The following is a 24,253-nucleotide window of genomic DNA, read 5'->3' as shown; positions in this document are numbered from 1 at the left end:
TTTACGACTTATCTTTGATCCCTGGTTTAGCTTCTTGTTTGGCAACAGCAGGCATATTGTCAGGTGGAACGCCTAGCATCCTCAAAGCACCTGCTGTTACATTAGAAAAAATAGGGGCTGCAACTGCACCACCATAATATTTTCCTGCTTTCGGGTTGTTAATCATCACCACTGTTACCACACGCGGATTTGACGCTGGAGCCATACCCGCAAAAATCGACATATACTTTTTCTCTTCATAACCATGTGCACCCACTTTATGTACAGTGCCTGTTTTTCCCGCCACCGTATAACTATCTACCTTGGCACGCGTTCCTGTTCCTCCCCGCTCAATAACGGTGGTCAACATGCTCACCACTTGTTTTGCTACTTTTTTAGGTAAAACTTGTTGTGCTTCGACTCTGGAAGGATCATCTACTTTTAGTAGTGATATAGGACGCTTAATACCACCTGAGGCGAGTACCATATAAGCTTGCGCGACTTGAAGTGGTGTTGAAGAGAGACCATAGCCATAAGACAGTGTGGCAATCTCTACTGGACGCCACTTTGTATGAACAGGTAAAGTGCCACTTCGCTCCCCCGGAAAACCAACGCCTGTAGACTCCCCAAACCCAACACGGCTGAGTAAAGACCATATCCGCTCGACACCAATATCCTGAGCGATTTTTGTGGTTCCCACATTGCTTGATTTAGTCAGTACAGTAGTTAAATCAATGACGCCATAATTTCGGTGGTCTTTCACCGTTTTACGGCCAACCATGATATAACCTGGACGTACATCAATTTTGGTATCAGGTGTATATTTTCCAGTTTCTAAGGCAGCAGCAACAGTAAACGCTTTCATGGTTGAGCCTGGCTCGAATACATCTGTCACCGCACGATTTCGTAGCGCAGAAACTTTCACGCCTTTTCGATTATTGGGGTTATAAGACGGGTTATTAACCATCGCTAATACTTCACCCGTCGTAACATCTAAGACGACAACTGAGCCACTATCAGCTTCATTTTCTTTAATCGCCTCTTTTAGTGAGCGGTAGGCATAATACTGAATGCGCATATCAATGCTCAGCATTAACTCTTTGCCAGGCTCAGCACTTTTAATCGACTGCGCTTGTTCAATAAGACGGCCACGACGATCTTTCAGTAAGCGAACCTTCCCAGGCTTGCCATCAAGCCATTCACTGTACGCTAGCTCTATGCCTTCTTGCCCTTGACCATCAATGTTCGTGAAACCTATAAGGTGAGCAACAACTTCACTGGCAGGGTAGTAGCGACGAAACTCATCCATGGCATAAACGCCAGGAATATCCAGAGCTACGACCTTCCCTCCCTGTTTAGGGGTTAAATGACGGCGTAAATAAATAAACTCTTTGTCTGCACTACGTAAGACTCGCTTGGCTAGCGTTTTACGCTTAATGCCCAAGGTATCTGCCAGCACTGGCCAGCGCTCTTTGTGCTCCACAAGTTCTTTTGGATTGCCCCAAAAAGACTTAACAGGTGTACTAACAGCAAGTGGTTCACCATTTCGGTCAAAGATAATGCCTCGTGTTGCAGCTATCTCGGTATAACGTACTGTACGTTTGTCGCCCTGATCCTGCAGAAACTGACGATCTATGACATGCAAATCAATAATACGCCAGGTAATGACGCCCATCACCAGCATCAAACAAGTCACGACAATACGAAAGCGCCACAGGTAAGGCCCTGTTTGCTTGACCTTCCTCATGGCACCACCATTTTTATCTGATCGGGATTTGGTGCTTCCATATCCAGCTTCTCTGTTGCAATCCTTTCAACACGCTTTGGTGTAGTGAGTGTGCTGTGTTGTAAAAGCAACTGTCCCCACTCAACTTGTGCCGAATTTTTGACAACAAGCTGGCGCTGCAAATCATTAAATGCGCGACGATTCATGTGAGCAACATAAGTAATGGCTACTGAAGAGACAACAATCACCACCATCAGTAAAAAAAACACCACTACTTGCTTTTGCTTCAGCTGCGCTACTACATGAGTCATAGGGACCCTCTTACTAATTAACGCTAACGCAATTTAGTGGCCACCCGCATAATTGAGCTTCTAGCACGGGGGTTTTGCTGAACTTCTTCTTCACTTGGACGAACAGGCTTTCTCTCACCACGAAGACGCTGTGTACTTGCGACCATATCAGCAGTCACGGGTACACCTGGTGGATACTCTGTGCCTTTTTCATGCTTTCGTATAAAGCGCTTTACAATACGATCTTCAAGTGAATGAAAGCTGATAACAACCAGCCGACCACTGACGTGTAAACACTGGAGCGCATCATCTAATCCTTGTTGCAAATCATCCAGCTCTCTGTTCACAAAAATGCGAATTGCTTGAAATGAACGTGTTGCTGGGTGCTTATGCTTTTCCCATGAAGGATTAGCTTGCGCCACGATCTCTGCCAACTGTTTTGTAGTTGTGATATCTGCTTCCTCTCGAGCATGCACAATGGCATTTGCTATCCGACGCGCAAAGCGTTCTTCACCATATTCTTTCAAAACAGTCGCAATATCTCGCACTTCTGCTCTTGCTAACCAATCTGCTGCACTCACCCCATGGTCAGGATTCATTCGCATATCCAGAGGGCCATTCTGAAGAAAGCTAAACCCTCGTTGGGCATCATCAAGCTGGGGGGAGGACACCCCCAAGTCCAGTAAAATACCATCTACCCGCCCCAGCCAGTGATGCTGTTTCACCCACTCCTTTAACTGTGCAAATGAACCATGGGCAACGCTTACCCTTGAATCCTCCTCCGCCAACTGATTAGCAATAGCTATCGCTGTAGGATCTTTATCAATAACCAAAAGTTTTCCCTCAGCCCCCAGCTGAGACAAAATCCTCTGGCTATGTCCACCACGACCAAATGTGCCATCAATATAAATTCCATCAGCAACAATATTCAGCTGCTTAACGGCTTCACCTAGCAGCACAGTGGTATGTTTCAGTTCTTCAATCATAAGCTCACTACAACGACAAGGACTGCAGCTCATCTGGCATTTCACTTCCTTGACTGGCTTCCGCCAGGTAGGCATCGCGACGCTCGTTCCAGCGCAGTTCACTCCAAAGTTCGAATTTTTTACCTTGGCCCAGTAAGATCACTTTCTTCTCAAGACCAGCATAATCTCTAAGCAATGGTGGGATTAACACCCTTCCACTGCCATCTATTTCTAAATCAGTGGCATGCCCAATCAGCAGCCGCTGTATCCGTCTGGCAACAGGGTTGAAGCTTGGTAATGCTTCAATCTTTGCCTGAATGGCTTCCCACTCATCAATGGGATAAATCAACAGGCAAGGTTCTTCTGTATCAATCGTGGCCACTAAGGCCCCATTACAATGGGCATTTAGTACTTCTCGGTAACGGCTTGGAATAGCAAGCCGCCCTTTGGCATCCAGACTGATCGCATTGACTCCACGGAACACAACTATACACTCTCGCCACTTTTACCCCAAAAAAATCCACTTTCACCCACTTTGTACCACTTTCAGACACTATAGGAACGGCCCAGAGTTCCGTCAAGGCAACCCCAAAAGCCAACCGACCCAAAAACGTGATGCAGTTGACAAAACCGTACGAATACGGGTTATTACATAACCTAATGCCATGAGCAATTATCAAGGGGATTCAGCGAGTTAACTCAATTGTTGAATTGAAGTGACGTATGGATTAATTATTTCTGTAAAACACCTAATTGAGGGAAAAGTATTGAAGTGCAACTTAGTTGTTGAACATTTTGCAGAGCACTGCGCTTTCAGATGTTATACCCCATACCTGTCTGCCTAAAGTAAAAAAAGCAGACAACAAGGGAGAAAAGAAATGAGTTGGCCGATAAGCCGGGTTCTGTCTAGGACAGTCATTCATCTGGGATGTATATCACTATACACCTCTAGCAACCTACCCGAATTCGGTGCGGACCACACCAATGAATTCCTATTTGGTCTTGCTCCAAGCGGGGTTTACCATGCCGTGACGTGTTACCACTCACGCGGTGCGCTCTTACCGCACCGTTTCACCCTTACCGGCAAAGTGAATCACTTTGCTTAGGCGGTCTATTCTCTGCTGCACTTTCCGTAGGCTCACACCTCCCAGGCGTTACCTGGCGCTTTGCCCTATGGAGCCCGGACTTTCCTCCATAATGCAAATGCATTACAGCGACTGTCTGGCCAACTCAGCCGCGAAGCTTAGCTACCTTTATTTGAAAGTGCAACTTTGTATAGCAGGTTTTTCTTTAACCCAGAAATTTTCGCAGTCAAGTTTGCTGCCTGTTTGACAGGAAGCTCTGCTTGCAGTGTTTGCAAGATATGTAAAACATCTTCAGGGATCTCATTTTCGGTACTGACAGACTCCGCCTTCCCTTCAACAAGTACAACAAATTCGCCTTTTTGCTGAACAGGCTCTTGCTGTAAACGCTCAAGTAATTCACTAGCAGAGCCAGATAAAAGTGTTTCAAACTGTTTGGTAAGCTCTCGTGCAATGACAACCTGTGTCCCAAGTGGCAACACCTGTTGCATATCAGTCAAACAATCAATAATACGGTGTGTGGATTCATACACTACCCACGTTGCCTGCAATTGTGCCAGTTCCAGAATACGCTGCTTTCGCCGCGTTGCTTTAGCAGGTAAAAAGCCTTCAAACCAAAACCGGTCTGTTGGTAAACCAGCCACAGAAAGTGCCGACATGATGGCACTGGGTCCTGGAATCGGACTTACTTGAATACCCGCGTTCCTTGCTTCTCTCACGATAACAAAGCCAGGATCTGAAATAAGCGGTGTCCCAGCATCAGAAATCAAGGCAATCGCTTGCCCCTGCTGCAACTTAGCCAATAGCTGCTCTGTTCGCTGAGACTCATTATGTTCATGGTATGAAACCATTGGTGTGGTAATCCCAAAGCGAGATAACAGCCGCGAAGAGTGACGTGTGTCTTCTGCTGCAATTAAATCAACTTGCTGTAAAATTCTTTGTGCACGAGGACTAAAATCATCCAGATGCCCAATAGGCGTTGCAACAATATATAAAACACCCGATGTCATTATAATTAGCGCCTTTCCCACCAAGTTAGCCAAATGACTGATTTACTTTTTAGTGAAGCCAGTCATTATGAATCTTATAAAAAAAGTGTGATTTTCAGATAAAATAGAATAACGAAAACTATTTGTTTTACAGTGAAATTCTGCAAAGCAGTAAACGTTAGGTGTTAATCCATTGATTATGCTGCACCTCACTTTACACATTGCCAGCAAACTGTAAAGCCAAACAGACAAATAAACTCTAGCAAGTGCACCTAAATATCAGGATTCAGATCCTCTGTAACTTGTTAAAGTAAGTTATGTTGAGCCCTTGGTATTAAAATGAATGCCATTAGCTGTAATAGCCTATCATAATGGTTAGAGATGCTGTTTCCTGTAATAGCAGTCTTTAAGTTTTAGTGTTCTAGGTATAACGCTTTTGCGGCATTGTTGTTAATCCCTAAAGTAAAGCTCACCATGTTAAAATTAATAAAGGTTATTTTGACCCGCATAAACCAACGCAACAGGAATCGCATTCAAGCATGACAAGCACGATAAAGATCAAAGCCCCCTTCAAGAAAGCCATTAAGTCGCTCGTCGCCGTTTGCCTAATCAGTGGTCTACTTGCGGGCTGTGGCAACTCATTTATAAATCGATCTGGAAGCACGCAAAGTGATCCCCTAGCAACACAGTCAATGGCTGAAGTACAACAACTGCTCTCCAGTGCAGAGCAAAGTACAGGGGAAGAACAAGATGCTCTACGTCTTGATGCAGTAAGCATTTTATTAGAGCAGCAGAAGACAGACGAAGCCAAAAATATTTTGCAACAGCTGTCGCCTAATGCTCAAACTGGTTCTAACCAGGGCCGTTATGCTGTTGTTCAAGCTCAGCTTGCTCTGGCTGATATGAATGCTATGAAAGCTTTTGACTGGCTTGACTCCCCAGCGGTGATTAATAACTCAGATAGCCAAGTAGGGAAGCGTGCTTATGCTGTTCGTGCTGAAGCCTATGCATTGAATAAGGAATATCGAGCCGCAATTGACGAAGTCATGCTGGCTATTCCTTTGCAAACGGAAAGAGAAAAACAGTTATCTTACCAAAAGCTATGGCGTTACTTACTCAACGCTGATACTCCAACACTGGATGCAATGGCGGCTAATACCTCTGACACCTTACTAACAGGTTATATTCAACTCGCTAATATTGTTAAACAGTCAGATAACATTGAAAGCCAGCTTCAAGCCTTTGCTAACTGGCAACAGCAGTGGCCTAATCACCCTGGTCATCAGCAACTCCCTCAAACACAGCAACTATTGAGCAAAGCAACTCAAGAGCGCCCACGAAAAGTTGCGCTGTTGTTACCTCGAAATGGAGCATTAAAAGTTGCAGGTAATGCAATAGAAAAAGGCTTTTTTACCGCTTACTTCCATGCACAACGAAGTGGAGGCCAGGTACCAGAAATTACCCCTTATGACACAACATCTGCCGACCCACTAGCGCTTCTCAATCAGGCCGCAGCAGAAGGAGCTCAGTTGGCAATAGGCCCACTCCGCAAAGAAGCCGTTCAACAGCTACAGAATAATGCCGCACTCCCCATTCCAGTAATGGCTTTAAATTATGCAAACCGAGGCCAAACAGCTGGCAATCGTCCATTCTACCAATTCGGTCTATCAGCTGATGATGAAGCGCGTCAAGCCGCTCGACAAGCCATACATGATGGCCATCGCTTTGCTGTAGTGATCACGCCTGAGAGTGACTGGGCAATACGGGCAAGCGAAGCCTTTCAACAAGAACTACAGTCGCTTGGTGGTGAAGTTGTAGGCATTGGACGCTTTAATGAAGCAAACAATAATTACAAAGCCGTCATTGGCCGTCTAATGAATGTCAATGCAAGCAATGCAAGAGCATTAGAAATTCAACGCCTTGCAGGAAAAGACGTTCAATTTAGTGGACGCCGGCGCCAGGATGTCGACTTTGTATTTTTAGCCGCTAGTGCAACTCAGTCACGTCTGGTTAAGCCTTTTCTGGCCTACCACTTTGCGGGAGATCTGCCCGTTTATGCTACAGCTAATGTGTTTTCAGGCATAGTTAATCCTCAGATTGACCACGACCTCAACAATATTCGCTTTACTGGTATGCCCTGGCTTAAAGACGACTTCAATGACCCATTAAAAGACCAAATTGTCAAAGCACGTCAGGAAAATGGTACCTCATATGCCCAACTCTATGTATTAGGTATTGATGCATTCCGCTTATACGATCGCTTGAGCCAGCTTGCTTCTTTAAGTGGTACTCAAATCAGTGGTGCTTCAGGCTCTCTGACCATGAATCAGTATCAAGAAATTGAGCGAACTCAACCTTGGTATATTTTTAAAGCAGGTACACCCCAGCGCTTACCCACTATGACCTTTAACCAACGCAATACACAGTAAATTTAAGTATGTTTTGGCGCCTTTCCCATCGGCACCGTGGAAGCCAGCACGAAGACCTAGCGCTGGCTTTCCTAAAACGACAAGGATTAACACTGGTACAACGGAATTACGCATGGAAAGGCGGTGAAATAGATCTCATCATGCTCGATAAAACTACCCTTGTTTTTATTGAGGTTCGCTACCGAAAAAACGCTACTTTTGGTGCAGCGACTGAATCCTTAACCAAAAGTAAACAGCGTAAGCTCATAAACACAGCTAAGCATTTTCTACTCACACAGGCAAAGCACAATCCAGCCTGTCGTTTTGATCTGCTAGCAATAACAGGACAGACATCCAGTGAACAAATAGATTGGCTTAAAAATATAATCCAACTAGATTATTAACCCTGTTCACTCAATTTATCGAAGATCTTAACTGCTGTATTTTTGTTTTTTATCTGTCATCATCCCTGTCCTGATATTATTGATTCAGGTTACAATAGCGTCTTCAACAACCATCAGCCAAGCGTAACACTGTTGCCAAACTGTCAAAATGATAGTTTATTAGCACGCCGTATTTATCGTTTGCTGCAACCACTTTATTTCTTCAACTGCTGTCTTTATCCTCAGCAATAAAACAATGAAAGGCTGTTTAACCAATGCATGAACGCATAACACGTCATTTTGCCGAAAGCATCGATGCAGTGGCCCATGCAGCTGAAATTCTCAGCCCCCTTATTGGTCAAGCCAGCGAATTAATGGTCAATACATTACTCAATGAAGGAAAGATTCTGGCTTGTGGAAATGGCAATTCAGCCAGCAGTGCTGCCTACTTTACAGCTAAACTGCTTAATCGCTTTGAGCGAGAACGCCCTGCATTACCTGCTGTCGCACTATCTGCTGATGCAGCAACACTGACCGCGATTGCCAGTGACTATAGTTTTCATGAAATATACTCTAAACAAGTACGAGCACTCGGCCAACCAAATGATATTTTATTCGTTATTTCAGCCAGCGGCCGTTCAACAAATATTGTTCAGGCAATTCAAGCGGCTCATGACAGAGAAATGCTCGTAGTGGCCTTAACAGGTGGTGATGGTGGTGATATTTCTGCTTTATTGGATGCAGAAGATGTAGAAATTAGAGTACCCGAAATTAATTCTCAGCGCATTCAAGAAGTTCAACTGCTCACCATACACTGTTTATGTGATTTAATTGACGAGTTTTTGTTTGGCGGCATTTAACTTTGGTGGAGCTTAACGAAATGAAAAATCCTATCTTATGGTTCCTTTTAATCAACCTGATTACTTTCTCTACAGCATGTACCCCAATTCTAAAAGCAACCAATGATGGTCCCATTCAGCAAGACAAAAGCACGCGCACAATGGGTGATTGGGTCGATGACAACACCATTGAAACGGTTACCCAGGTCAATATTGCCAAAGCTGATCCAGCACTGGAACACTCGCATATTGTAGTAACCAGTTATGACGGTATTGTCTTATTAACAGGGCAAGTCGCGAATGAACGACTCCGTAGCCTCACGGGTGATGTTGCTCGTAATGTGAAAAAAGTACGACGTGTCTACAATGAGCTAGAAATTGGCCCAGCTACTACATTTTTAATTCGCAGTAATGACAGCTGGCTAACCTCAAAAATCAAAACCAAAATGCTTGCTGAAAAGAACTTTCCAGCAGGCAAAATAAAAATCGTGACAGAAAATGGTATTGTTTACCTAATGGGAAAAGTCAGTCAGTCTGTGGCTCGCCATGCAGTAGACATTAGCCGTACAGCTTATGGCGTACAAAAAATAGTTAAGATTTTCGATTACACTGATTAAAAAATAGCAAGCTTCTGCTTGCTATTTTGCACTATCTCATCACCAACCTTTACTTAACCACTTTCAAGCTTGGTTTACCACTAGGACGGGCGCCAGATTGTCCGTCAGTACTAGGGGAGGTTGGTGTTGGCTCTGGATCAGTAGGTGTCTGCTCAACCTCAAATACCATACCTTGTCCATTTTCCTTAGCATAGATAGCCATTACCGCACCAGTTGGAACATAGACATGCATGGGGGATCCACCAAATCGCCCATTAAATTCAATTTGCTCATTACTCATCAACAAGTCCCGCACAGCGACTGGAGAAATATTGAGTACGATCTGATCATCCTTAATGTATTCTTGTGGTACCACTACACCAGCTTGTGCAGTATTAACTAATACATAAGGGGTACAGTTGTTGTCGACTATCCACTCATATAACGCTCTCATGATATATGGGCGGCTACTGCTCATTGACATCAATTGTCTCCTTTACTTTGGCGGGTATCTTATTTCACGGCAAATGAGAGGGCTAGTTAGCCCTCTCATCGCATAGAGAAAAACACGGCACGGCATATGCCCTGCTTAGATACGCATTTCCTTTTCTGCTTCTGACAGACTTTCTTTAAACGACTCCCTTGCGAATAGCCTCTCAGAATATTCAACCAAAGGTCGAGCCTGTTTTGGCAGCTCAATACCCATTACTGGCAACCGCCACAAGATTGGAGCAACACAACAGTCAACCAAAGTAAACTCTTCGCTCATGAAGAAAGGTTTCTCCATAAAAATAGGCGTGGTTGATACCAAGCTTTCCCTAAGTTCTTTACGTACCCTATTGGCTGTCGTCTCTTTAGTTTTGGCATCCAATAGTGTATCTACCTTCATGGCCCAGTCCTTGGCAATTCGGTGCATCCACAAACGACTTTGTGCCCGAGCTACAGGGTAGACAGGCAACAGCGGTGGATGGGGGAAGCGCTCATCGAGATACTCCATCATCACATTGGCTTCATACAAAATTAGGTCTCGATCCAACAGTGTTGGCAGACTATTGTATGGATTAAGATCTGCGAGTTCAGCAGGCTTGTTTTCAGGATCTACATCCTGAATATCAACAGCTACACCTTTCTCAGCAAGAACAATTCTCACGCGATGACAATAATGATCCTTGGGATCGGAGTAAAAAGTCATTGAGGAACGTTTGGCGACTACGCCCATGTTTAACCCCACATTTTGACTGATCCAAAAAACAAACAATGCGCGTACCCTTTAGGAGTACACGCTGTTAACCGTGGCTAAATAGCCATTGTATCAAGCAATAATCGCTTAATGTACGTCTTTCCAGAACTCTCGCTTCAGCAAGTATGCAAAAACAAAGAATACTGCCAAAAACAATAGCACATAGACGCCAACTCGTTTCCGCTCTAGCTGAACAGGCTCCCCTGCATAAGCTAAGAAAGTCACTAAGTTTTTGGTCGCTTCTTTATACTCTTGCTCTGACATTGACCCTTCTTTACCTGTAATAGGCTTAAATCCACATAAACGTTCACCAGTTAAAGTATCACGCTTAGATGGATCAGTATCACCACAGGTATCTTCCTGCAAACCTTGTAGCTCGGCCAATACATGTGGCATAGCCACATCAGGAAATACTTTGTTGTTGACTCCCCAGGGACGCTTGGAGTCAACATAAAAGGTATTCAGATAAGTGTATAACCAATCTGAACCTCGCACCCTTGCCACAAGCGTCAAATCGGGTGGTGCAGCACCAAACCAACGTTTAGCCTCTTCACCACGCATGGCATTTTCCATCAGGTTGCCAATTTTTGCGTCATCAAAGATTAAGTTTTCCATAAACAACTCATGAGGAATACCTAAGTCATCCGCTACTCGCTCATAGCGCTGAAACTCAGTACTGTGGCATCCCATACAGTAGTTTATATAAAGCTTGGCCCCTTCTTGCAAAGCGGCTTTATCTTCCAAGTCAATATTAACATGAGTTAATGGATAACCAGCTCCACCAGCAGCCATCAAGGCAACTGGTAACCATGCTAATAACAGCGCAATCAGTTGTTTTTTCATTAGCCTGTCACCCTATCTGGAACTGGTTTAGTCTTCTCAACCCGCGTATACCATGGCATCAACAGAAAAAATAAAAAGTAGATAACCGTACATACTTGGGCCCAAAAAGTTCGAGTATCAGTGGCAGGCATAGCACCCAGATAACCAAGCCATAAAAAGCTAATAGCAAACAGCACGATGGCTACTTTGCTCATCCAACCTTTATAACGAATTGATTTTACTGGACTGCGATCTAACCAGGGCAAAACAAACAAAATGGCAATCGCCGCACCCATAGCGATAACGCCCATTAGTTTATCAGGAATTGCCCGTAAAATGGCATAAAAAGGCGTAAAATACCAAACAGGTGCAATATGATCAGGCGTTTTCAGACTATTTGCTTGCTCAAAGTTAGGTTTTTCTAAGAAAAATCCCCCCATTTCAGGGAAAAAGAAAACGACAATACAAAAAACAAATAAGAAAACAACAACACCGACAATATCTTTCACGGTGTAGTAAGGATGAAAAGGAATACCATCTAAAGGTACACCATTGGCATCTTTTTTCTTCTTAATCTCAATACCATCAGGGTTATTAGAGCCAACTTCATGAAGCGCTAAAATATGCAGAACAACCAGACCTACTAGTACTAAAGGTAAAGCTATTACGTGTAATGCAAAGAAGCGGTTCAGGGTAATATCAGAGATCAAGTAATCGCCTCTGATCCACTGCTGCAGATCAGCCCCAATGACAGGTATGGCTCCAAACAGGGAGATAATTACCTGAGCCCCCCAATACGACATTTGCCCCCAGGGTAATAAATACCCCATAAATGCCTCAGCCATTAAGAGCAAATAAATGGCCATGCCAAAAATCCACACTAACTCACGGGGTGTACGGTATGATCCGTATAAAATACCACGAAACATGTGTAAATAAACAACAACAAAAAATGCAGAGGCTCCAGTTGAGTGTAAATAGCGGATCAACCATCCCCACTCAACATCTCGCATTATATATTCGACGGAAGCAAATGCCTCTGCAGCAGAGGGCTTATAGCTCATAGTCAGCCAAATACCCGTCAATAACTGGTTAACGAGTACGAGCAAGGCCAAAGAGCCAAAAAAATACCAAAAGTTAAAGTTTTTCGGCGCGTAGTACTTACTTAAATGTTCTTCCCACATCTTTGTGGCGGGAAAACGCGCATCGACCCAGGCCATGAATCTTTGCATTGTGCTCATATTAAGCGTTCTCCTCATCAATCCCGATGACTAGGGTATTTTCATCCTCGAATGAATAAGGGGGTACCTCTAGGTTCAGTGGTGCAGGTACGCCTTTAAAAACCCTGCCAGCAAGATCAAACTTGGAACCATGACAGGGACAGTGAAAACCACCCAACCATTTTTCGTCGAAGTCCATGGCCTTAACTTCAGGGTGATATTTTGGTGAACAACCCAAGTGTGTACACAAACCAATCAGCACCAAAAACTCTGGCTTACGCGAACGATACTCATTTTTTGCGTAAGCTGGTTGCTGTGCCTCACTTGAGCTGGGATCAACAACACGCTTATCCATTTTCTTAATGTTGGCTAATATTTCTTCCGTACGCCGGACAACAAATACAGGTTTACCACGCCATTCAGCAACAATTTGCTGACCTGGCTCTACCTTGGCGATGTTCACTTTAACTGGGGCTCCCGCGGCTTTAGCCTTAGCACTTGGGTTCCAGGATTTAACAAATGGGATGGCGACTCCCACTGTACCAACAGCCCCGACTACTGATGTAGCGCCCACAAGAAAGCGACGCCGGGTTTTATTCACGCCGTCATTCGTCATTAATTATTCTCCCCATCAGAGACATGACCCGTCGAATTTGCAGCTGAAGAATCAGAACAGATATAAAGCGTCAGACTTATAAAAATGATTAAAATTTTGCGAATGTTAAAGAAAATCCCTTCACCTAGCAACCTTAAGGGTATTTTGTAAGACTTAAATAGTGGAAACGCTTAACGATTAAACAAAAAAATACCCGGTCGATGCCGGGTATTTTATAGCCACAATGGGCAAAACAGTGCAAGTACGTAAATTAACGCTTAGAGTACTGAGGACGCTTACGCGCTTTACGCAACCCGACTTTCTTACGTTCAACCTCACGAGCATCACGAGTTACATAACCCGCTTTACGCAATGAAGGACGAAGATTATTGTCGAAATCCATCAAGGCACGAGTAATACCATGACGAATCGCACCAGCTTGACCAGCAGCACCACCACCAGTCACAGTGATTTTTATATCAAACTTGTCAGTCAATTCGACCAGCTCAAGAGGCTGACGAACGACCATGCGAGCAGTTTCACGACCAAAATATTGGTCAAGCTCACGACCATTAACAGTAATTGCACCAGAACCTGATTTTAGGAAGACACGAGCAGTCGAAGACTTACGACGACCTGTTCCATAGTATTGAGTAGCAGACATAGCCAGACCTTATCTTAAATTTCCAGAACCTGTGGTTGTTGCGCAGTATGAGGATGCTCAGTGCCAGCATACACTTTTAGCTTGCGATACATCGCACGACCAAGTGTATTCTTAGGCAGCATGCCTTTAACTGCGGATTCAATAACACGCTCAGGTGCTTTATTGATCAGGCCTTCAAAGTTGATGCTACGCAATCCACCTGGGAACCCAGTATGGCTGTGATACATTTTATCTTTGCTCTTGTTACCGGTTACCCGGACTTTTTCCGCATTGATAACAACAATGTAGTCACCAGTATCAACGTGAGGAGTATACTCTGGCTTATGCTTGCCACGTAACCGACGAGCAAGTTCAGTAGCAAGACGACCAAGGGTCTTATCTGCTGCGTCTACAATGTACCAGTCGCGCTTAACTGTTTCTGGTTTAGCACTAAACGTTTTCATTAAACAATTGCCTCATTGACCGAAATAATTACCGGCAAAACCAAACACCCCAATCACCTTGGCATGAGATGTAAAGTGATGTTTGCGTTTAAGGGGCATTAGACGTTGGGAAACGAATGCGCAATTATACGCATCGAGGTAAATTTTAAAAGTCCTAAGCAGCTTGAATGCCACTTTAACGACCGAAAACTGACAAAACTCCACAATATAATTAGGTCAGAATGGCCTGCAAAGCTATGTAGACTGGGTCTGTATACATTCCATCCAAGCAAAGTCTGCAAACCTTCAACCGTTTCAGCCTTATGAAAAAGCCTATCATTGAGTAACGCCAAATGTGCCTCCAAAAACACACCATACTGCACTTTAACAGGCTACAACTCATTCCTTTACCCATGAACAGCAAGGACTTTTCTCATGGACTATAGACCATTAGCAAACACTTCGCTAAATGTGAGCCGACTGTGTTTAGGCACCATGACCTGGGGAGAGCAAAATAATAAAGCTGAAGCTTTTCAACAGCTTGACTACGCGACCAGCCTTGGTGTTAATTTTATTGATACAGCAGAACTCTATCCAGTTCCGCCAAAAGCCAATACCTACACAACCACTGAGAAAATTCTTGGCAAGTGGTTAACCCTTCACAAACACCGAAACGATCTCATTATCGCGACTAAAGCTGCAGGTCCAGGCGACTGGGTCAGTTATATCAATGAAACGGGGCCAACCTTAAAGCGCTCTGATATTATGCGGGCTGTAGAAGGCTCATTAAAACGTTTAAACACTGACTATATTGATCTTTACCAAATCCACTGGCCCGCTCGCAGCACAAACTTTTTTGGTCAACTGGGTTATCAGTTTGCTGAAGATAAACCCAATATCGCTTCCATAGAAGAAACACTTTCTTCCCTGAACGAGCTAGTGAAAAGTGGCAAGGTACGATATATAGGCGTATCTAATGAAACACCTTGGGGCGTCAGCCAGTACCTACAGCTTGCGGATAAGCATGACTGGCCTAAATTAGTCAGTATTCAAAATCCTTATAACTTGTTGAACAGGACGTATGAAATTGGCCTGGCCGAGTTTGCTCAACGAGAGCATGTGGGTTTACTCGCTTACTCACCGCTTGCGTTTGGTGTTCTGTCTGGAAAGTACCTGTATGGCGCTAAACCTGCTGGAGCCCGTCTAACACTCTTTAGCCGCTTTAGTCGTTACACTAACCCCTATGCTCAAAAAGCCACTGAGGCCTACGTTCAACTAGCCGAGCAATATGGACTTGATCCAGCGCAAATGGCACTAGCGTTTGTCAGTAGCCGCCCATTCACCACAAGTACCATAATGGGTACAACAACTATTGAGCAGTTAAAAACTGATATTGCAAGCTGGGATGTAACACTAAATGATGAAGTGCTTAACGCCATTGAACGGATCCACCAACAATATTCAAACCCTGCCCCATAATATTTACTCAATTGACAAACAACTTGGCAGCAAGCGTTTTATAATAATAGGCTCAACTCATCAGGTATCCAAAGGCAAGAAGAGTTAGAGCCCTTGCAAAATTTATGGTTGATGAGCACGCGCCAAATATTCATGAGACTGCATTTCTTGTAAGCGGCTGACTGTTCGCTTAAATGGAAAGCTTAGATTCTGTCCTAGATAAAGTTCATTAACCGCCACTGCTGCTGACATAATCACATTCACATTGCGATCATAAAACTCATCAATCAAGTTAATAAAACGTCGGGCTAAATCATCATCTTTTGCGGTAAGCTGAGGGATCTCACCCAGCAAAACTGTATGAAACTGCCGACTGATTTCAATATAGTCATTTTGACTACGCGGCCCATCACAGAGCTGAGCGAATGAAAACCAGGCAATACCATCACACAACTTCTTAAAGGGAATGTCTCTGCCCAGAATTTCTATGCTTGAATCTTCAACTATATTCCCCTCGCCTAACGCAGATAAACTCTTAAAGTTTTCAGTTAGCTGCTGACTGGCTTGATTGTCCAAGGGATAGTGATAAATCTCTGCTTGTTCTAAAACTCTTAGTCGATAATCAACACCGCTATCGACATTAACGATTTCTGTATAAGTCTTGAGCAGATCAATCGCGGGTAAAAATCGTTGCCTCTGTAAACCGTCTTTATATAAATCATCTGGAACAATATTAGACGTTGCAACCAGTGTTACTCCCTTAGCAAAAAGCTGCTCTAACAATCCAGCCAGAATCATGGCATCCGTTATATCTGTAACAAAAAACTCATCAAGACAAATAATACGAAAGTCAGTGGATAATTTATTAGCCACTAGCTCCAATGGATTTTTTTCTCCTGGAATAGCTTTTAATTCTTGATGAACACGCATCATAAAACGGTGAAAATGCGTACGCCATTTTTTTGGCGTTTTCAAACTTTCAAAAAAAGTGTCTACCAAGTAGGTCTTACCTCTGCCAACCCCCCCCCAAAAATAGAGGCCTTTAATTGGTGCTTCTGCTTTTTTTGAACGAAAAAAGAGCCATGAACGCTTAGTTGATCTATCAGGTGCTGATTGAAGCGCTAGATATAATCGCTGAAGATGTTTTACTGCATTTTCCTGTGCCGCATCATATAAAAACTCCTCTCGTTGTAAATCCTGCTGGTAACGCTCGATAGGGCTCATGATAAATTCTCTTAGTTTTTTCTACTTCTAAGTAAATGGCACAATCAGTTGTACTCAAATACTGTCAGCGAATATTACGGAGGCTTGCGATATACCCCCCTTTATGTGTTTAATGTCGCTGTAAGATAGGAAACTTTAATGGCCAAACCCATAAATGGCAACTTAGTGAAAACTCGATGAAACCTGGGTTGGTCACTACAATGTCATAATACCTGAAACACAATTAACACTAAATCTGCACAAATCTTGCTTGAATAAATTTAACTTCAGTATCAAGTGAGAGGGGAAAACAACATGGAACTGACAGAGAATCTTTGGCTTGCCAGCTGTATTAGCTTTGTCATAGGCTCGATTATTGGTGCTTGGCTGTATCGAGCCTCAACTGGCGGCGGAGAGCGGAGCCAGCTAGAAGCAAAGCTATCCGCCATGGAAAAGCAAATGCAAAAACACCAACAAGAACTAGATGAGCATTTCAATCAAACAGCACAACTATTTAATCGTGTCACAGATGCTTATAAAGACTTACAAGCACATATGGCAAATAGTGCAGCTACACTGAGTCAAGATCCAACAGCATCTCACCAGCTTACTGATACATTATTAGCCAGCCAAACTTTATCTCCTGAGCCTGAGAGTCGTGAAAAGAGTGACGATACCTTATTAACGCCTCCCAAAGACTATGCCCCTAAATCAACACCCGATGAAAAAGGGACGTTGTCAGAGGAGTTTGGCTTACAACAACCAATACAACCACAGCCAGCTAAATAGCTTGTCTGATCTCACTTGTTACTTTTGGCATCATCATTGTTGCTTGATGCCTGTTGACATCAAAAGGCTGAATGGACTGCAATAGGTAGTCCATTACAGGACCTGCTTCCACAGGACTAGAGAGAAACTCAGGTAACCACTCCGGCTTTTTAGCCATACCCCGCTCTATCATTTCATTGATAATGGGTAAGAAACGAAAACCTGTTTTACCAATAAATAAGTTACGAATAGGTTGCTTTTTATGGAGTTGCAAAGCCTGACAAAGACCTTGTAAATACAAATAATCTTTAGTAAAGCCTCCGCCACGATGAACACGGGTCGTTAAACGAAATGCCTCATCAGGCTTCATATGATGCTCTTCAGTCAAATACAGCCAAGTATGACGAAAATCCCGGTAAAGTAGCATTTGCTCAACAGCAAGCACACGAAGCGCAAGCATCTTCAGACGTTTTAAAGTTAAATTCCCTGATAAATGCTCACTCAAAATCGCCAACCCTTCTTGAGTTAATGTGTTATCTGGAAGCCCCAGTGAAAACACCTTTAATGGCTGTAAACTGGCATTCAAGGTGGTCACCATATGAACACCCAACTCATGATGTGCTAACGCCTGTAATTCTGTTGCCGTTACCCTAGCATCCTTACGAACCAGTAAAGCACGACGCCCATTACTCACCATAGCCGCAGCCACTAAGCGAGAGCTGGTTTCAACTTTACAGTTCAACCCCCAAGCAGCAGCCTTTTCCTGCAAAATGTCACGCATCTGCTCAGCCTCATAAGCAAGATTCTCCTCCTGCTCAGCAATTGCAGGGGCATAAAGCAAAAAGCGTGCATTATCAATATCCTGCTTACCTGGCTCGCCATAGTAACGCAAAGAGTTATAAATAAAACGTTCACTACCAATGCTTACTAGCAGATCAACCTTCATAGAAATGGTATCAATGACCTCACGATACAGTTGTTGAATGCCAGCATCTCGAATTTCATCAACAGGTAAGCGATATAATTTTTCTCTTAGCAAGTAAGGATCCATCGCCAGCTGCCGATAGGTAAAATCAGGTTGATAGTTTGTTCGATGCGAAAAAAATCGCTTCATTTCATGAGAAATGTTAATGGGGTTTACATAATGTAAAGTGCTAACCCCTTTAGCTAACTGATGCAGCGCTCGATCAACTCGCTTAATCGCAGGGTCAACTAAACTTGCCAGCATATGCTTACGCTTAGCTTGTTTTTTTTGTGTAAAACGTCGCGAAAAAAATGCTGCCGTATCAACTACAGTATGCTTCATTCCTTCACTTAAACTCTGCAATACTAATGGGTAAAGCTCACCACTTTTTTCATCCATAAATACCTTTTTGATTTCAGTAGGGATAACCAAGGTATTTTCAAAGCGGCTATTTACATGGGCGATCATATATCCTCGCCCATAAAATACCCGATTAATTTCGACACTTGTCTTCACGTTAGGTAACTGCAAAGCTTGCAAACTATTTTGATAACGCTCTATAACAGGCATCCAACGATCCATATCCACTTGCTCCAATCCCAAGTTAAATACTGGAGCATCATCAGGTTGTCGCCCTTTGTTATAAGAGTGAATATCAAATACAAGACAGGCACCAAAACGTTGTTCCAGTGCTGCTACTAATACATCAAGTATGCGATAAAATTGGCGGTGTTTTTCCGTGCTTCGATGCCACTGCTTATCCGTTAATGGCGAACGCCAAACCTTTAATCCCCATGCCCGTTTATAGACACATTGCGCTAATGGACGGTTTAAGTCGTATTCATAACGAGAGTCACAAGCCACCAATGTTATTGGCAAAGACCGAATTAACTCTCCTGTATAGGGATCTTCCTCAAAATAACGCTGCCCCTCATCCAGCAGGCAACGGTTTACTAGCTCTGAACGTAGCTGACAACCGTTATGAATTGCAGTACAAATAAAGGGGATATAATCCTCTACTTTAATAAGAAAAGAGCCATCTTCAATACTGCACTCAAAGGGTTCTCCTGCGTTAATCGCCTTGATAATGTCAGCTTCACTACGCTTCTGCATCTTCAATTACCTTGCGAAACTCAGTTTTTCGCTGTGCTATCATTTCTTTAGCAGAAACCACATTTTCCACAAAGTCGATTACCTTCTTCTGTAACTTCGTTCTATTAAGGCGATTAATACGTGTAATTCCACCAGGACTTAATACATTTACCTCAATCAACTTACCATGGATGACATCAAGCCCGGCAAAGAATAATCCATCACGCGCCAGTTTAGGTCCTATTGCCAGACATAACGCTTTTTCTTCTTTGCTCAGAACGTGTTTAATTTCAGTACCACCCGCATGTATATTTGAACGCACATCATTTTCTGCAGGTCGACGACGCATGGCTCCTATAGGCTCACCATTCAACATTAGGATACGCACATCACCGTTTTCAGCACCCTCTACAAACTCTTGCAGAATGACATAATTGCTTTTATCACCACTGCCAATATAAAAATCCAAAAGTGAGCGAAAGCTTTGCCGCGCCCTTTTTTCAATTACAATAACACCCTGGCCACCAAAACCATTGAGTGGTTTAAGAATCATTCGGTCTGCTTCATTTTCCATCAACACACGCTCTAAGTACTCTCGGCTCTTTGATACATGTGTAACAGGAATATACTTTTGCGCCTCACCACTAAAAGAAGCTGTATACAGCTTATTATTAGCAATACGCAGACCATCAATATCATTCATAATGAATGTATCGTCACGAACAGAATCTAAAAAGTTTAACGCTACCGTATCCAATGGTGGATTTGCCCGCATAATAATGGCATCAAAACCCGCTAAGGGTAATTTAGACCGTTTAAAGTCTGCTGTTTTATAAAAGTTGGGAATATTTGCAGTTAGTTTTGTCGTTTTCTTAAATACATTACAAAACGCATGCGCCGTATTATCACGAATGGTTAAACTATTGGGTGTTGTCAGGGCCACCGTGTGACCACGACTAACTGTTTCGTGTATCAAGCGCAGAGTTGTATCCGTCTCAGGAGAAATACGCTCCCAAGGATACATAAGAAAACAAATTTTCACTTAATTACACTCCAAAGGCCGGACTGGCACAGATTAAATGATAGCTACGCCAAACTGTGGAAGAGATACAGGGAGTATCAGCAGTAGGAAGAGAAAATCAGCGTAACTTAGGAGTCTTTTTATACTGAATAGGGTAGAAAAACAATCTTTTTATCTTGTTTATTGGTAAAGATTTTTACACCTATCCATAACCACCCAAAGACCCAATCTTATGCCATGGTTTAACACAAAGTTTTACTCTTTTTACCTCTAGTTGATAGGCTGGTTAATTTCATTATTATTATGAATAACTGTCTACGTAGACATAGATAAATTAAAACGTACCCGATTAACTAGCTCAACAATAAAGGCCCCAAACATTCCAAACATAATCGCTAGCAAACAACCAATAATAATCAAAACAATTTTACTTATACCCTTTGGCTTCAAACTTTGTGTTGCTGTCTCAATAATTGCACCTGGTTGTAATTCATTAAGCTGATTTTCTAGCGAAGAAACTCTCATTAGTAATTCCATTGTCTTAGCCGACTGTGAATTACCTTCAACTTGCTCTAGCATTTTCTGCCCAGACAATATTTGTTGTCTCATGCTCCTTGATGCCTGTTCAACCATTTCAGTTTGTGAAACATGAATCTTGTCAACGATGATCTTATGAAACGCCCTTACTTTATCTTTCTCACTTAGGCGTGCATCACTGGATATCATAATTAAGCCTGTGTCTTTTAACGCCTGAAAAGACACCTTAAAGGGTAAATCTGTTAATTGATATTGTTGCGTAAACTCACGAGATACTTGTGGGTAGTAAACTCTATTTGCTTTCTGAACAAGCGCTTCAGGAGGCTCAATGAAGTCACTCCAGCTCCGTTTCGCTAACTGATAAATACTGACAAAGTTGTATGTATCGGGTTTCATTAAAGCCACTATTAATGTTGCAGCAATAATTGTAGAGGTAATTCCACATAGCCAACGCCAATGGATTACTAATACTTTAACAATATCAGTCAAAGAAATTTCATCATCTACCGATGTCATCGGCTGCAAAGTATGACTGTTTTTTAACGGTACTTGATTATCCATGGCTCGCAGTCCTTGCGATATTTAATACAAAACAGAGTATATTGCTCATTTTTTATTATCAATATTTTTAAAGTAGCACATAAAGTCTTCTACTTTAAAAATTAAATAACCTTGTCAACAATTTATCATCACATGTCTTTTTTATTAGAAGCAAATTATTCACAACAAAAAAAGCCGGCAGTGCCGGCTAAATCGTTCACATGTAAAGTCTTTAATGTTTCATTTTTTCATCTCATCTAAAAAACGCTCTGCATCAAGTGCTGCCATACAGCCTGTTCCTGCAGAGGTGATTGCTTGGCGGTAAACATAATCCATCACATCTCCAGCCGCAAAAACACCTGATACGCTTGCGGCTGTTGCATTGCCATTCAGTCCACTGTTGACCTTAATATAACCATCTTTCATGTCTAACTGATCAACAAACAAGTCTGTGTTAGGTGTATGACCAATGGCAATAAAGACACCTGAAACAGCTATTTCTGCAAGATCACCTGACTTGACATTTTTCACGCTGATGCCTGTCACCCCTTGCTCATTACCCAAAACCTCATGCAAGGTACTATCCAACACTAGCTTTATATTGCCATTATTAACCTTCTCAAGTAGCTTTTGCTGCAAGATTTTTTCAGCACGAAACTCATCACGGCGATGCACAAGAGTTACTGATTTAGCAATATTTGACAGGTAAAGTGCTTCCTCAACGGCAGTATTACCACCACCAATGACAGCTACATCTTGTTGTTTATAGAAAAAGCCATCACAAGTGGCACAGGCTGAAACACCTTTTCCTTTATAAGCTTCTTCACTCGGTAGCCCCAAATAACGTGCGCTGGCACCAGTAGTGATGATCAGAGCATCGCAGGTATAAACACCACTATCACCTTCTAGTCGAAATGGGCGCTGGGATAAGTCAGTCTTATTGATATGGTCAAAGATAATCTCTGTGTTAAAACGCTCTGCGTGTTCACGCATCCTTTCCATCAAAGCAGGACCTTGCAACCCTTCTACATCCCCAGGCCAGTTATCAACATCTGTTGTAGTGGTCAGCTGCCCCCCCATTTGCATGCCAGTAATCAATACAGGATTAAGATTAGCTCTCGCGGCATAAACGGCTGCAGTGTATCCTGCAGGACCTGACCCTAATATCAACAAACGTGCATGCTTTGTTTCGGCCATTACTTATCTCCAATTAATTCTTTGCAAAGCCTTATTAGTTCACTGTATTAGCTGGATGTTATACTGAACCTTACCCAGTTATAAGGTTAAGCAGGCGATAAATCCAGCCAACAAATGAGTATGTCACACAAAGCCGTAATATTAACATCTTACATGCACTCTCTCGCCTTCTTATTTGGTGAGAAATAACATCCACTGTGAGAGATATACAATCGACAACGCTTTTCAGGTCATTATGATACGTTAACTACACAACAATTTAATAGTTGATAAAAACAATCACGCTAATAAAGAAAAACTATTTAGTATCAAAAGGCTCTTATTAGTGACATGTTTGCTTAAAGAGTCAGGTATTAGATGGACTTGATGAGCATACTTATGTTCCAAGGTATACTCAGCATTTACAACGAAGATTAATCAGAATTATCCTAAAGCTATGGCGACTATGCAGCAATCCAATCATTCGACCCACTACTTTTTTGCAGGCTTACAACTTATTTTCCAACCAGGGATGCGTCGATTTGTATTCATTCCATTAGCAATCAATATCATCCTGTTCTCTGTGATGATTTACTACTCCATTGGTTTCATTGACACACAAATCAACAACTTTACTGCTTGGCTACCAGAATTTCTGAGCTTCCTCAGTTGGCTGATTTGGCCTATAGCCTTAATCCTAATGTGCTTACTGGTGTTTTTCTCTTTTTCCCTGGTAGCCAACTTTATTGCTGCCCCATTTAATGGTTTTTTATCTGAAGCTGTTGAAAAACATACCCGTCAACAATTAGGCCTGTCAGTATCAGAAACTCCTTTAGACTGGAAAGAGCTTTCTTTGCTCATCCCCAGAACACTAAGCCGTGAGCTACGCAAGTTAGGTTACATTCTTCCCCGTTGGCTATTGTTAGTGATATTGACATTTGTTCCAGTGATTAACTTTATTGCCCCTGTTGTATGGATAATATGGGGAGCATGGATGATGGCAGTTCAATATGCTGACTTTCCTGCCGATAATAACAAAGTACCGTTTCCTGCGCTTATTTCTAAACTAAAACAGCGTAAAAGTATGACGTACAGCTTTGGTGGACTCGTGTACCTGATGACACTTATCCCTTTTGTCAATTTACTGGTTATTCCTGCAGCCGTAGCCGGTGGAACGATTCTTTGGGTAAACGAAAAGCTCTACGACCAATAATATTAACATCATATTTTTTTCATACAGTCGTCATAGTGAAGTTGCATAGTCTCTGATAATC

24 protein-coding genes and 1 other RNA gene are annotated in these 24,253 nt (G+C 42.7%); 7 read left to right on the top strand and 18 right to left on the bottom strand.

Annotation, left to right across the window (positions count from 1 at the left end; all coding sequences use genetic code 11):
* Window position 1: 1 nt before the first annotated feature.
* The 6 genes from KCG35_RS04050 to rsmI all read right to left on the bottom strand — a co-directional run bounded on the left by KCG35_RS04050 (window position 2) and on the right by rsmI (window position 5,052).
* Window positions 2–1,726 carry a peptidoglycan D,D-transpeptidase FtsI family protein gene (locus KCG35_RS04050; protein ID WP_215818383.1) on the bottom strand — a complete coding sequence of 575 codons (1,725 nt, stop codon included), beginning with the start codon at window positions 1,724–1,726 and terminating at the stop codon, window positions 2–4.
* Window positions 1,723–2,016: a cell division protein FtsL gene (ftsL, locus tag KCG35_RS04045; RefSeq protein ID WP_215818382.1), complete on the bottom strand. Its 294-nt coding sequence runs from the start codon at window positions 2,014–2,016 to the stop codon at window positions 1,723–1,725. The genes KCG35_RS04050 and ftsL overlap by 4 nt, the downstream gene beginning before the upstream one ends.
* A 23-nt stretch (window positions 2,017–2,039) precedes the next feature.
* Entirely contained in the window at window positions 2,040–3,014 is a 975-nt protein-coding gene (gene rsmH / locus KCG35_RS04040) for a 16S rRNA (cytosine(1402)-N(4))-methyltransferase RsmH (protein ID WP_230408990.1), read from the bottom strand.
* Window positions 2,989–3,444: a division/cell wall cluster transcriptional repressor MraZ gene (mraZ, locus tag KCG35_RS04035; RefSeq protein WP_215818381.1), complete on the bottom strand. Its 456-nt coding sequence runs from the start codon at window positions 3,442–3,444 to the stop codon at window positions 2,989–2,991. The genes rsmH and mraZ overlap by 26 nt, the downstream gene beginning before the upstream one ends.
* Window positions 3,445–3,835: 391 nt before the next feature.
* Window positions 3,836–4,193, bottom strand: an RNA gene (gene rnpB, locus KCG35_RS04030) — RNase P RNA component class A.
* Window positions 4,194–4,203: 10 nt separating this feature from the next.
* The gene (gene rsmI, locus KCG35_RS04025; protein WP_215818380.1) at window positions 4,204–5,052 is read right to left on the bottom strand and encodes a 16S rRNA (cytidine(1402)-2'-O)-methyltransferase; all 849 of its coding nucleotides are present in this window, start codon (window positions 5,050–5,052) and stop codon (window positions 4,204–4,206) included.
* 518 nt (window positions 5,053–5,570) lie between these two features.
* Here rsmI and KCG35_RS04020 point away from each other — a divergent pair.
* The 4 genes from KCG35_RS04020 to KCG35_RS04005 all read left to right on the top strand — a co-directional run bounded on the left by KCG35_RS04020 (window position 5,571) and on the right by KCG35_RS04005 (window position 9,278).
* Window positions 5,571–7,460, top strand: a complete 1,890-nt coding sequence (locus KCG35_RS04020; protein ID WP_215818379.1) for a penicillin-binding protein activator — start codon at window positions 5,571–5,573, stop codon at window positions 7,458–7,460.
* 8 nt (window positions 7,461–7,468) lie between these two features.
* A complete protein-coding gene (locus tag KCG35_RS04015; protein WP_215818378.1) occupies window positions 7,469–7,843 on the top strand; it encodes a YraN family protein in 375 nt (124 codons plus the stop codon).
* Between the two features lie 254 nt (window positions 7,844–8,097).
* Window positions 8,098–8,682, top strand: a complete 585-nt coding sequence (locus KCG35_RS04010; protein WP_215818377.1) for a phosphoheptose isomerase — start codon at window positions 8,098–8,100, stop codon at window positions 8,680–8,682.
* A 20-nt stretch (window positions 8,683–8,702) separates the two neighbouring features.
* The gene (locus KCG35_RS04005) at window positions 8,703–9,278 is read left to right on the top strand and encodes a BON domain-containing protein (RefSeq protein ID WP_215818376.1); all 576 of its coding nucleotides are present in this window, start codon (window positions 8,703–8,705) and stop codon (window positions 9,276–9,278) included.
* A gap of 49 nt (window positions 9,279–9,327) precedes the next feature.
* On the opposite strand, the gene KCG35_RS04000 is transcribed toward KCG35_RS04005, so the two are convergent.
* From KCG35_RS04000 to rplM, 7 genes are all read right to left on the bottom strand, one after another.
* Window positions 9,328–9,741, bottom strand: a complete 414-nt coding sequence (locus KCG35_RS04000) for a ClpXP protease specificity-enhancing factor (protein WP_309227281.1) — start codon at window positions 9,739–9,741, stop codon at window positions 9,328–9,330.
* A gap of 105 nt (window positions 9,742–9,846) precedes the next feature.
* Window positions 9,847–10,476 (bottom strand): glutathione S-transferase N-terminal domain-containing protein, encoded by a 630-nt coding sequence (locus tag KCG35_RS03995; RefSeq protein WP_215818375.1) that lies wholly within the window; start codon window positions 10,474–10,476, stop codon window positions 9,847–9,849.
* Between the two features lie 108 nt (window positions 10,477–10,584).
* Complete coding sequence (locus KCG35_RS03990; protein WP_215818374.1) at window positions 10,585–11,340, bottom strand: cytochrome c1; 756 nt, start codon at window positions 11,338–11,340, stop codon at window positions 10,585–10,587.
* Complete coding sequence (locus tag KCG35_RS03985) at window positions 11,340–12,551, bottom strand: cytochrome b (protein WP_215818413.1); 1,212 nt, start codon at window positions 12,549–12,551, stop codon at window positions 11,340–11,342. The genes KCG35_RS03990 and KCG35_RS03985 overlap by 1 nt, the downstream gene beginning before the upstream one ends.
* Before the next feature lie 10 nt (window positions 12,552–12,561).
* A complete protein-coding gene (petA, locus tag KCG35_RS03980; RefSeq protein WP_215818372.1) occupies window positions 12,562–13,155 on the bottom strand; it encodes a ubiquinol-cytochrome c reductase iron-sulfur subunit in 594 nt (197 codons plus the stop codon).
* A gap of 250 nt (window positions 13,156–13,405) precedes the next feature.
* Window positions 13,406–13,798 (bottom strand): 30S ribosomal protein S9, encoded by a 393-nt coding sequence (rpsI, locus tag KCG35_RS03975; RefSeq protein ID WP_215818371.1) that lies wholly within the window; start codon window positions 13,796–13,798, stop codon window positions 13,406–13,408.
* A gap of 14 nt (window positions 13,799–13,812) precedes the next feature.
* Window positions 13,813–14,241, bottom strand: coding sequence for a 50S ribosomal protein L13 (gene rplM, locus KCG35_RS03970; protein ID WP_215818370.1), 429 nt, complete (start codon window positions 14,239–14,241; stop codon window positions 13,813–13,815).
* A 414-nt stretch (window positions 14,242–14,655) separates the two neighbouring features.
* Here rplM and KCG35_RS03965 point away from each other — a divergent pair, with 414 nt between their 5' ends.
* Window positions 14,656–15,699 (top strand): NADP(H)-dependent aldo-keto reductase, encoded by a 1,044-nt coding sequence (locus KCG35_RS03965; protein WP_215818369.1) that lies wholly within the window; start codon window positions 14,656–14,658, stop codon window positions 15,697–15,699.
* A gap of 102 nt (window positions 15,700–15,801) precedes the next feature.
* Here KCG35_RS03965 and zapE read toward each other — a convergent pair whose 3' ends face one another.
* Entirely contained in the window at window positions 15,802–16,902 is a 1,101-nt protein-coding gene (gene zapE / locus KCG35_RS03960; protein WP_215818368.1) for a cell division protein ZapE, read from the bottom strand.
* 294 nt (window positions 16,903–17,196) lie between these two features.
* Here zapE and KCG35_RS03955 point away from each other — a divergent pair, with 294 nt between their 5' ends.
* A complete protein-coding gene (locus KCG35_RS03955; protein WP_215818367.1) occupies window positions 17,197–17,670 on the top strand; it encodes a Z-ring associated ZapG family protein in 474 nt (157 codons plus the stop codon).
* Here the strand turns inward: KCG35_RS03955 and KCG35_RS03950 are convergent.
* The 4 genes from KCG35_RS03950 to trxB all read right to left on the bottom strand — a co-directional run bounded on the left by KCG35_RS03950 (window position 17,663) and on the right by trxB (window position 23,000).
* Window positions 17,663–19,726 carry a flavohemoglobin expression-modulating QEGLA motif protein gene (locus KCG35_RS03950; protein ID WP_215818366.1) on the bottom strand — a complete coding sequence of 688 codons (2,064 nt, stop codon included), beginning with the start codon at window positions 19,724–19,726 and terminating at the stop codon, window positions 17,663–17,665. The two genes, KCG35_RS03955 and KCG35_RS03950, sit on opposite strands and share 8 nt — an antisense overlap.
* A complete protein-coding gene (locus tag KCG35_RS03945) occupies window positions 19,713–20,747 on the bottom strand; it encodes a glutathione synthetase (protein ID WP_215818365.1) in 1,035 nt (344 codons plus the stop codon). Before KCG35_RS03945 ends, KCG35_RS03950 begins: the two co-directional genes overlap by 14 nt.
* 294 nt (window positions 20,748–21,041) lie before the next feature.
* Entirely contained in the window at window positions 21,042–21,824 is a 783-nt protein-coding gene (locus KCG35_RS03940; protein ID WP_215818364.1) for a GumC domain-containing protein, read from the bottom strand.
* 219 nt (window positions 21,825–22,043) lie between these two features.
* Complete coding sequence (gene trxB / locus KCG35_RS03935; protein ID WP_215818363.1) at window positions 22,044–23,000, bottom strand: thioredoxin-disulfide reductase; 957 nt, start codon at window positions 22,998–23,000, stop codon at window positions 22,044–22,046.
* 445 nt (window positions 23,001–23,445) lie between these two features.
* Between trxB and cysZ the strand changes: the two genes are divergently transcribed.
* Window positions 23,446–24,192: a sulfate transporter CysZ gene (gene cysZ, locus KCG35_RS03930; protein WP_215818362.1), complete on the top strand. Its 747-nt coding sequence runs from the start codon at window positions 23,446–23,448 to the stop codon at window positions 24,190–24,192.
* The last annotated feature ends 61 nt before the right edge of the window (window positions 24,193–24,253 follow it).

Source organism: Zooshikella harenae (assembly GCF_018837975.1).
GTDB lineage: Bacteria > Pseudomonadota > Gammaproteobacteria > Pseudomonadales > Zooshikellaceae > Zooshikella > Zooshikella harenae.
The sequence above is the reverse complement of the archived record's forward strand: the minus strand, read 5'-3'. Positions and strand labels throughout refer to the sequence as shown.

Excerpts from the sequence above, each read along its gene's own strand:
- KCG35_RS03985 (WP_215818413.1), bottom strand. The coding sequence starts at position 12,551 with ATGCAAAGATTCATGGCCTGGGTCGATGCGCGTTTTCCCGCCACAAAG.
- cysZ (WP_215818362.1), top strand. The coding sequence starts at position 23,446 with ATGCAGCAATCCAATCATTCGACCCACTACTTTTTTGCAGGCTTACAA.
- KCG35_RS03995 (WP_215818375.1), bottom strand. The coding sequence starts at position 10,476 with ATGGGCGTAGTCGCCAAACGTTCCTCAATGACTTTTTACTCCGATCCC.
- zapE (WP_215818368.1), bottom strand. The coding sequence starts at position 16,902 with ATGAGCCCTATCGAGCGTTACCAGCAGGATTTACAACGAGAGGAGTTT.
- KCG35_RS04050 (WP_215818383.1), bottom strand. The coding sequence starts at position 1,726 with ATGAGGAAGGTCAAGCAAACAGGGCCTTACCTGTGGCGCTTTCGTATT.
- KCG35_RS03950 (WP_215818366.1), bottom strand. The coding sequence starts at position 19,726 with ATGCAGAAGCGTAGTGAAGCTGACATTATCAAGGCGATTAACGCAGGA.
- KCG35_RS04010 (WP_215818377.1), top strand. The coding sequence starts at position 8,098 with ATGCATGAACGCATAACACGTCATTTTGCCGAAAGCATCGATGCAGTG.
- petA (WP_215818372.1), bottom strand. The coding sequence starts at position 13,155 with ATGACGAATGACGGCGTGAATAAAACCCGGCGTCGCTTTCTTGTGGGC.
- rsmI (WP_215818380.1), bottom strand. The coding sequence starts at position 5,052 with ATGACATCGGGTGTTTTATATATTGTTGCAACGCCTATTGGGCATCTG.
- KCG35_RS03955 (WP_215818367.1), top strand. The coding sequence starts at position 17,197 with ATGGAACTGACAGAGAATCTTTGGCTTGCCAGCTGTATTAGCTTTGTC.
- rsmH (WP_230408990.1), bottom strand. The coding sequence starts at position 3,014 with ATGAGCTGCAGTCCTTGTCGTTGTAGTGAGCTTATGATTGAAGAACTG.
- KCG35_RS04005 (WP_215818376.1), top strand. The coding sequence starts at position 8,703 with ATGAAAAATCCTATCTTATGGTTCCTTTTAATCAACCTGATTACTTTC.
- rplM (WP_215818370.1), bottom strand. The coding sequence starts at position 14,241 with ATGAAAACGTTTAGTGCTAAACCAGAAACAGTTAAGCGCGACTGGTAC.
- KCG35_RS04015 (WP_215818378.1), top strand. The coding sequence starts at position 7,469 with ATGTTTTGGCGCCTTTCCCATCGGCACCGTGGAAGCCAGCACGAAGAC.
- rpsI (WP_215818371.1), bottom strand. The coding sequence starts at position 13,798 with ATGTCTGCTACTCAATACTATGGAACAGGTCGTCGTAAGTCTTCGACT.
- KCG35_RS04000 (WP_309227281.1), bottom strand. The coding sequence starts at position 9,741 with ATGTCAATGAGCAGTAGCCGCCCATATATCATGAGAGCGTTATATGAG.
- KCG35_RS03940 (WP_215818364.1), bottom strand. The coding sequence starts at position 21,824 with ATGGATAATCAAGTACCGTTAAAAAACAGTCATACTTTGCAGCCGATG.
- trxB (WP_215818363.1), bottom strand. The coding sequence starts at position 23,000 with ATGGCCGAAACAAAGCATGCACGTTTGTTGATATTAGGGTCAGGTCCT.
- KCG35_RS03990 (WP_215818374.1), bottom strand. The coding sequence starts at position 11,340 with ATGAAAAAACAACTGATTGCGCTGTTATTAGCATGGTTACCAGTTGCC.
- KCG35_RS03965 (WP_215818369.1), top strand. The coding sequence starts at position 14,656 with ATGGACTATAGACCATTAGCAAACACTTCGCTAAATGTGAGCCGACTG.
- ftsL (WP_215818382.1), bottom strand. The coding sequence starts at position 2,016 with ATGACTCATGTAGTAGCGCAGCTGAAGCAAAAGCAAGTAGTGGTGTTT.
- KCG35_RS04020 (WP_215818379.1), top strand. The coding sequence starts at position 5,571 with ATGACAAGCACGATAAAGATCAAAGCCCCCTTCAAGAAAGCCATTAAG.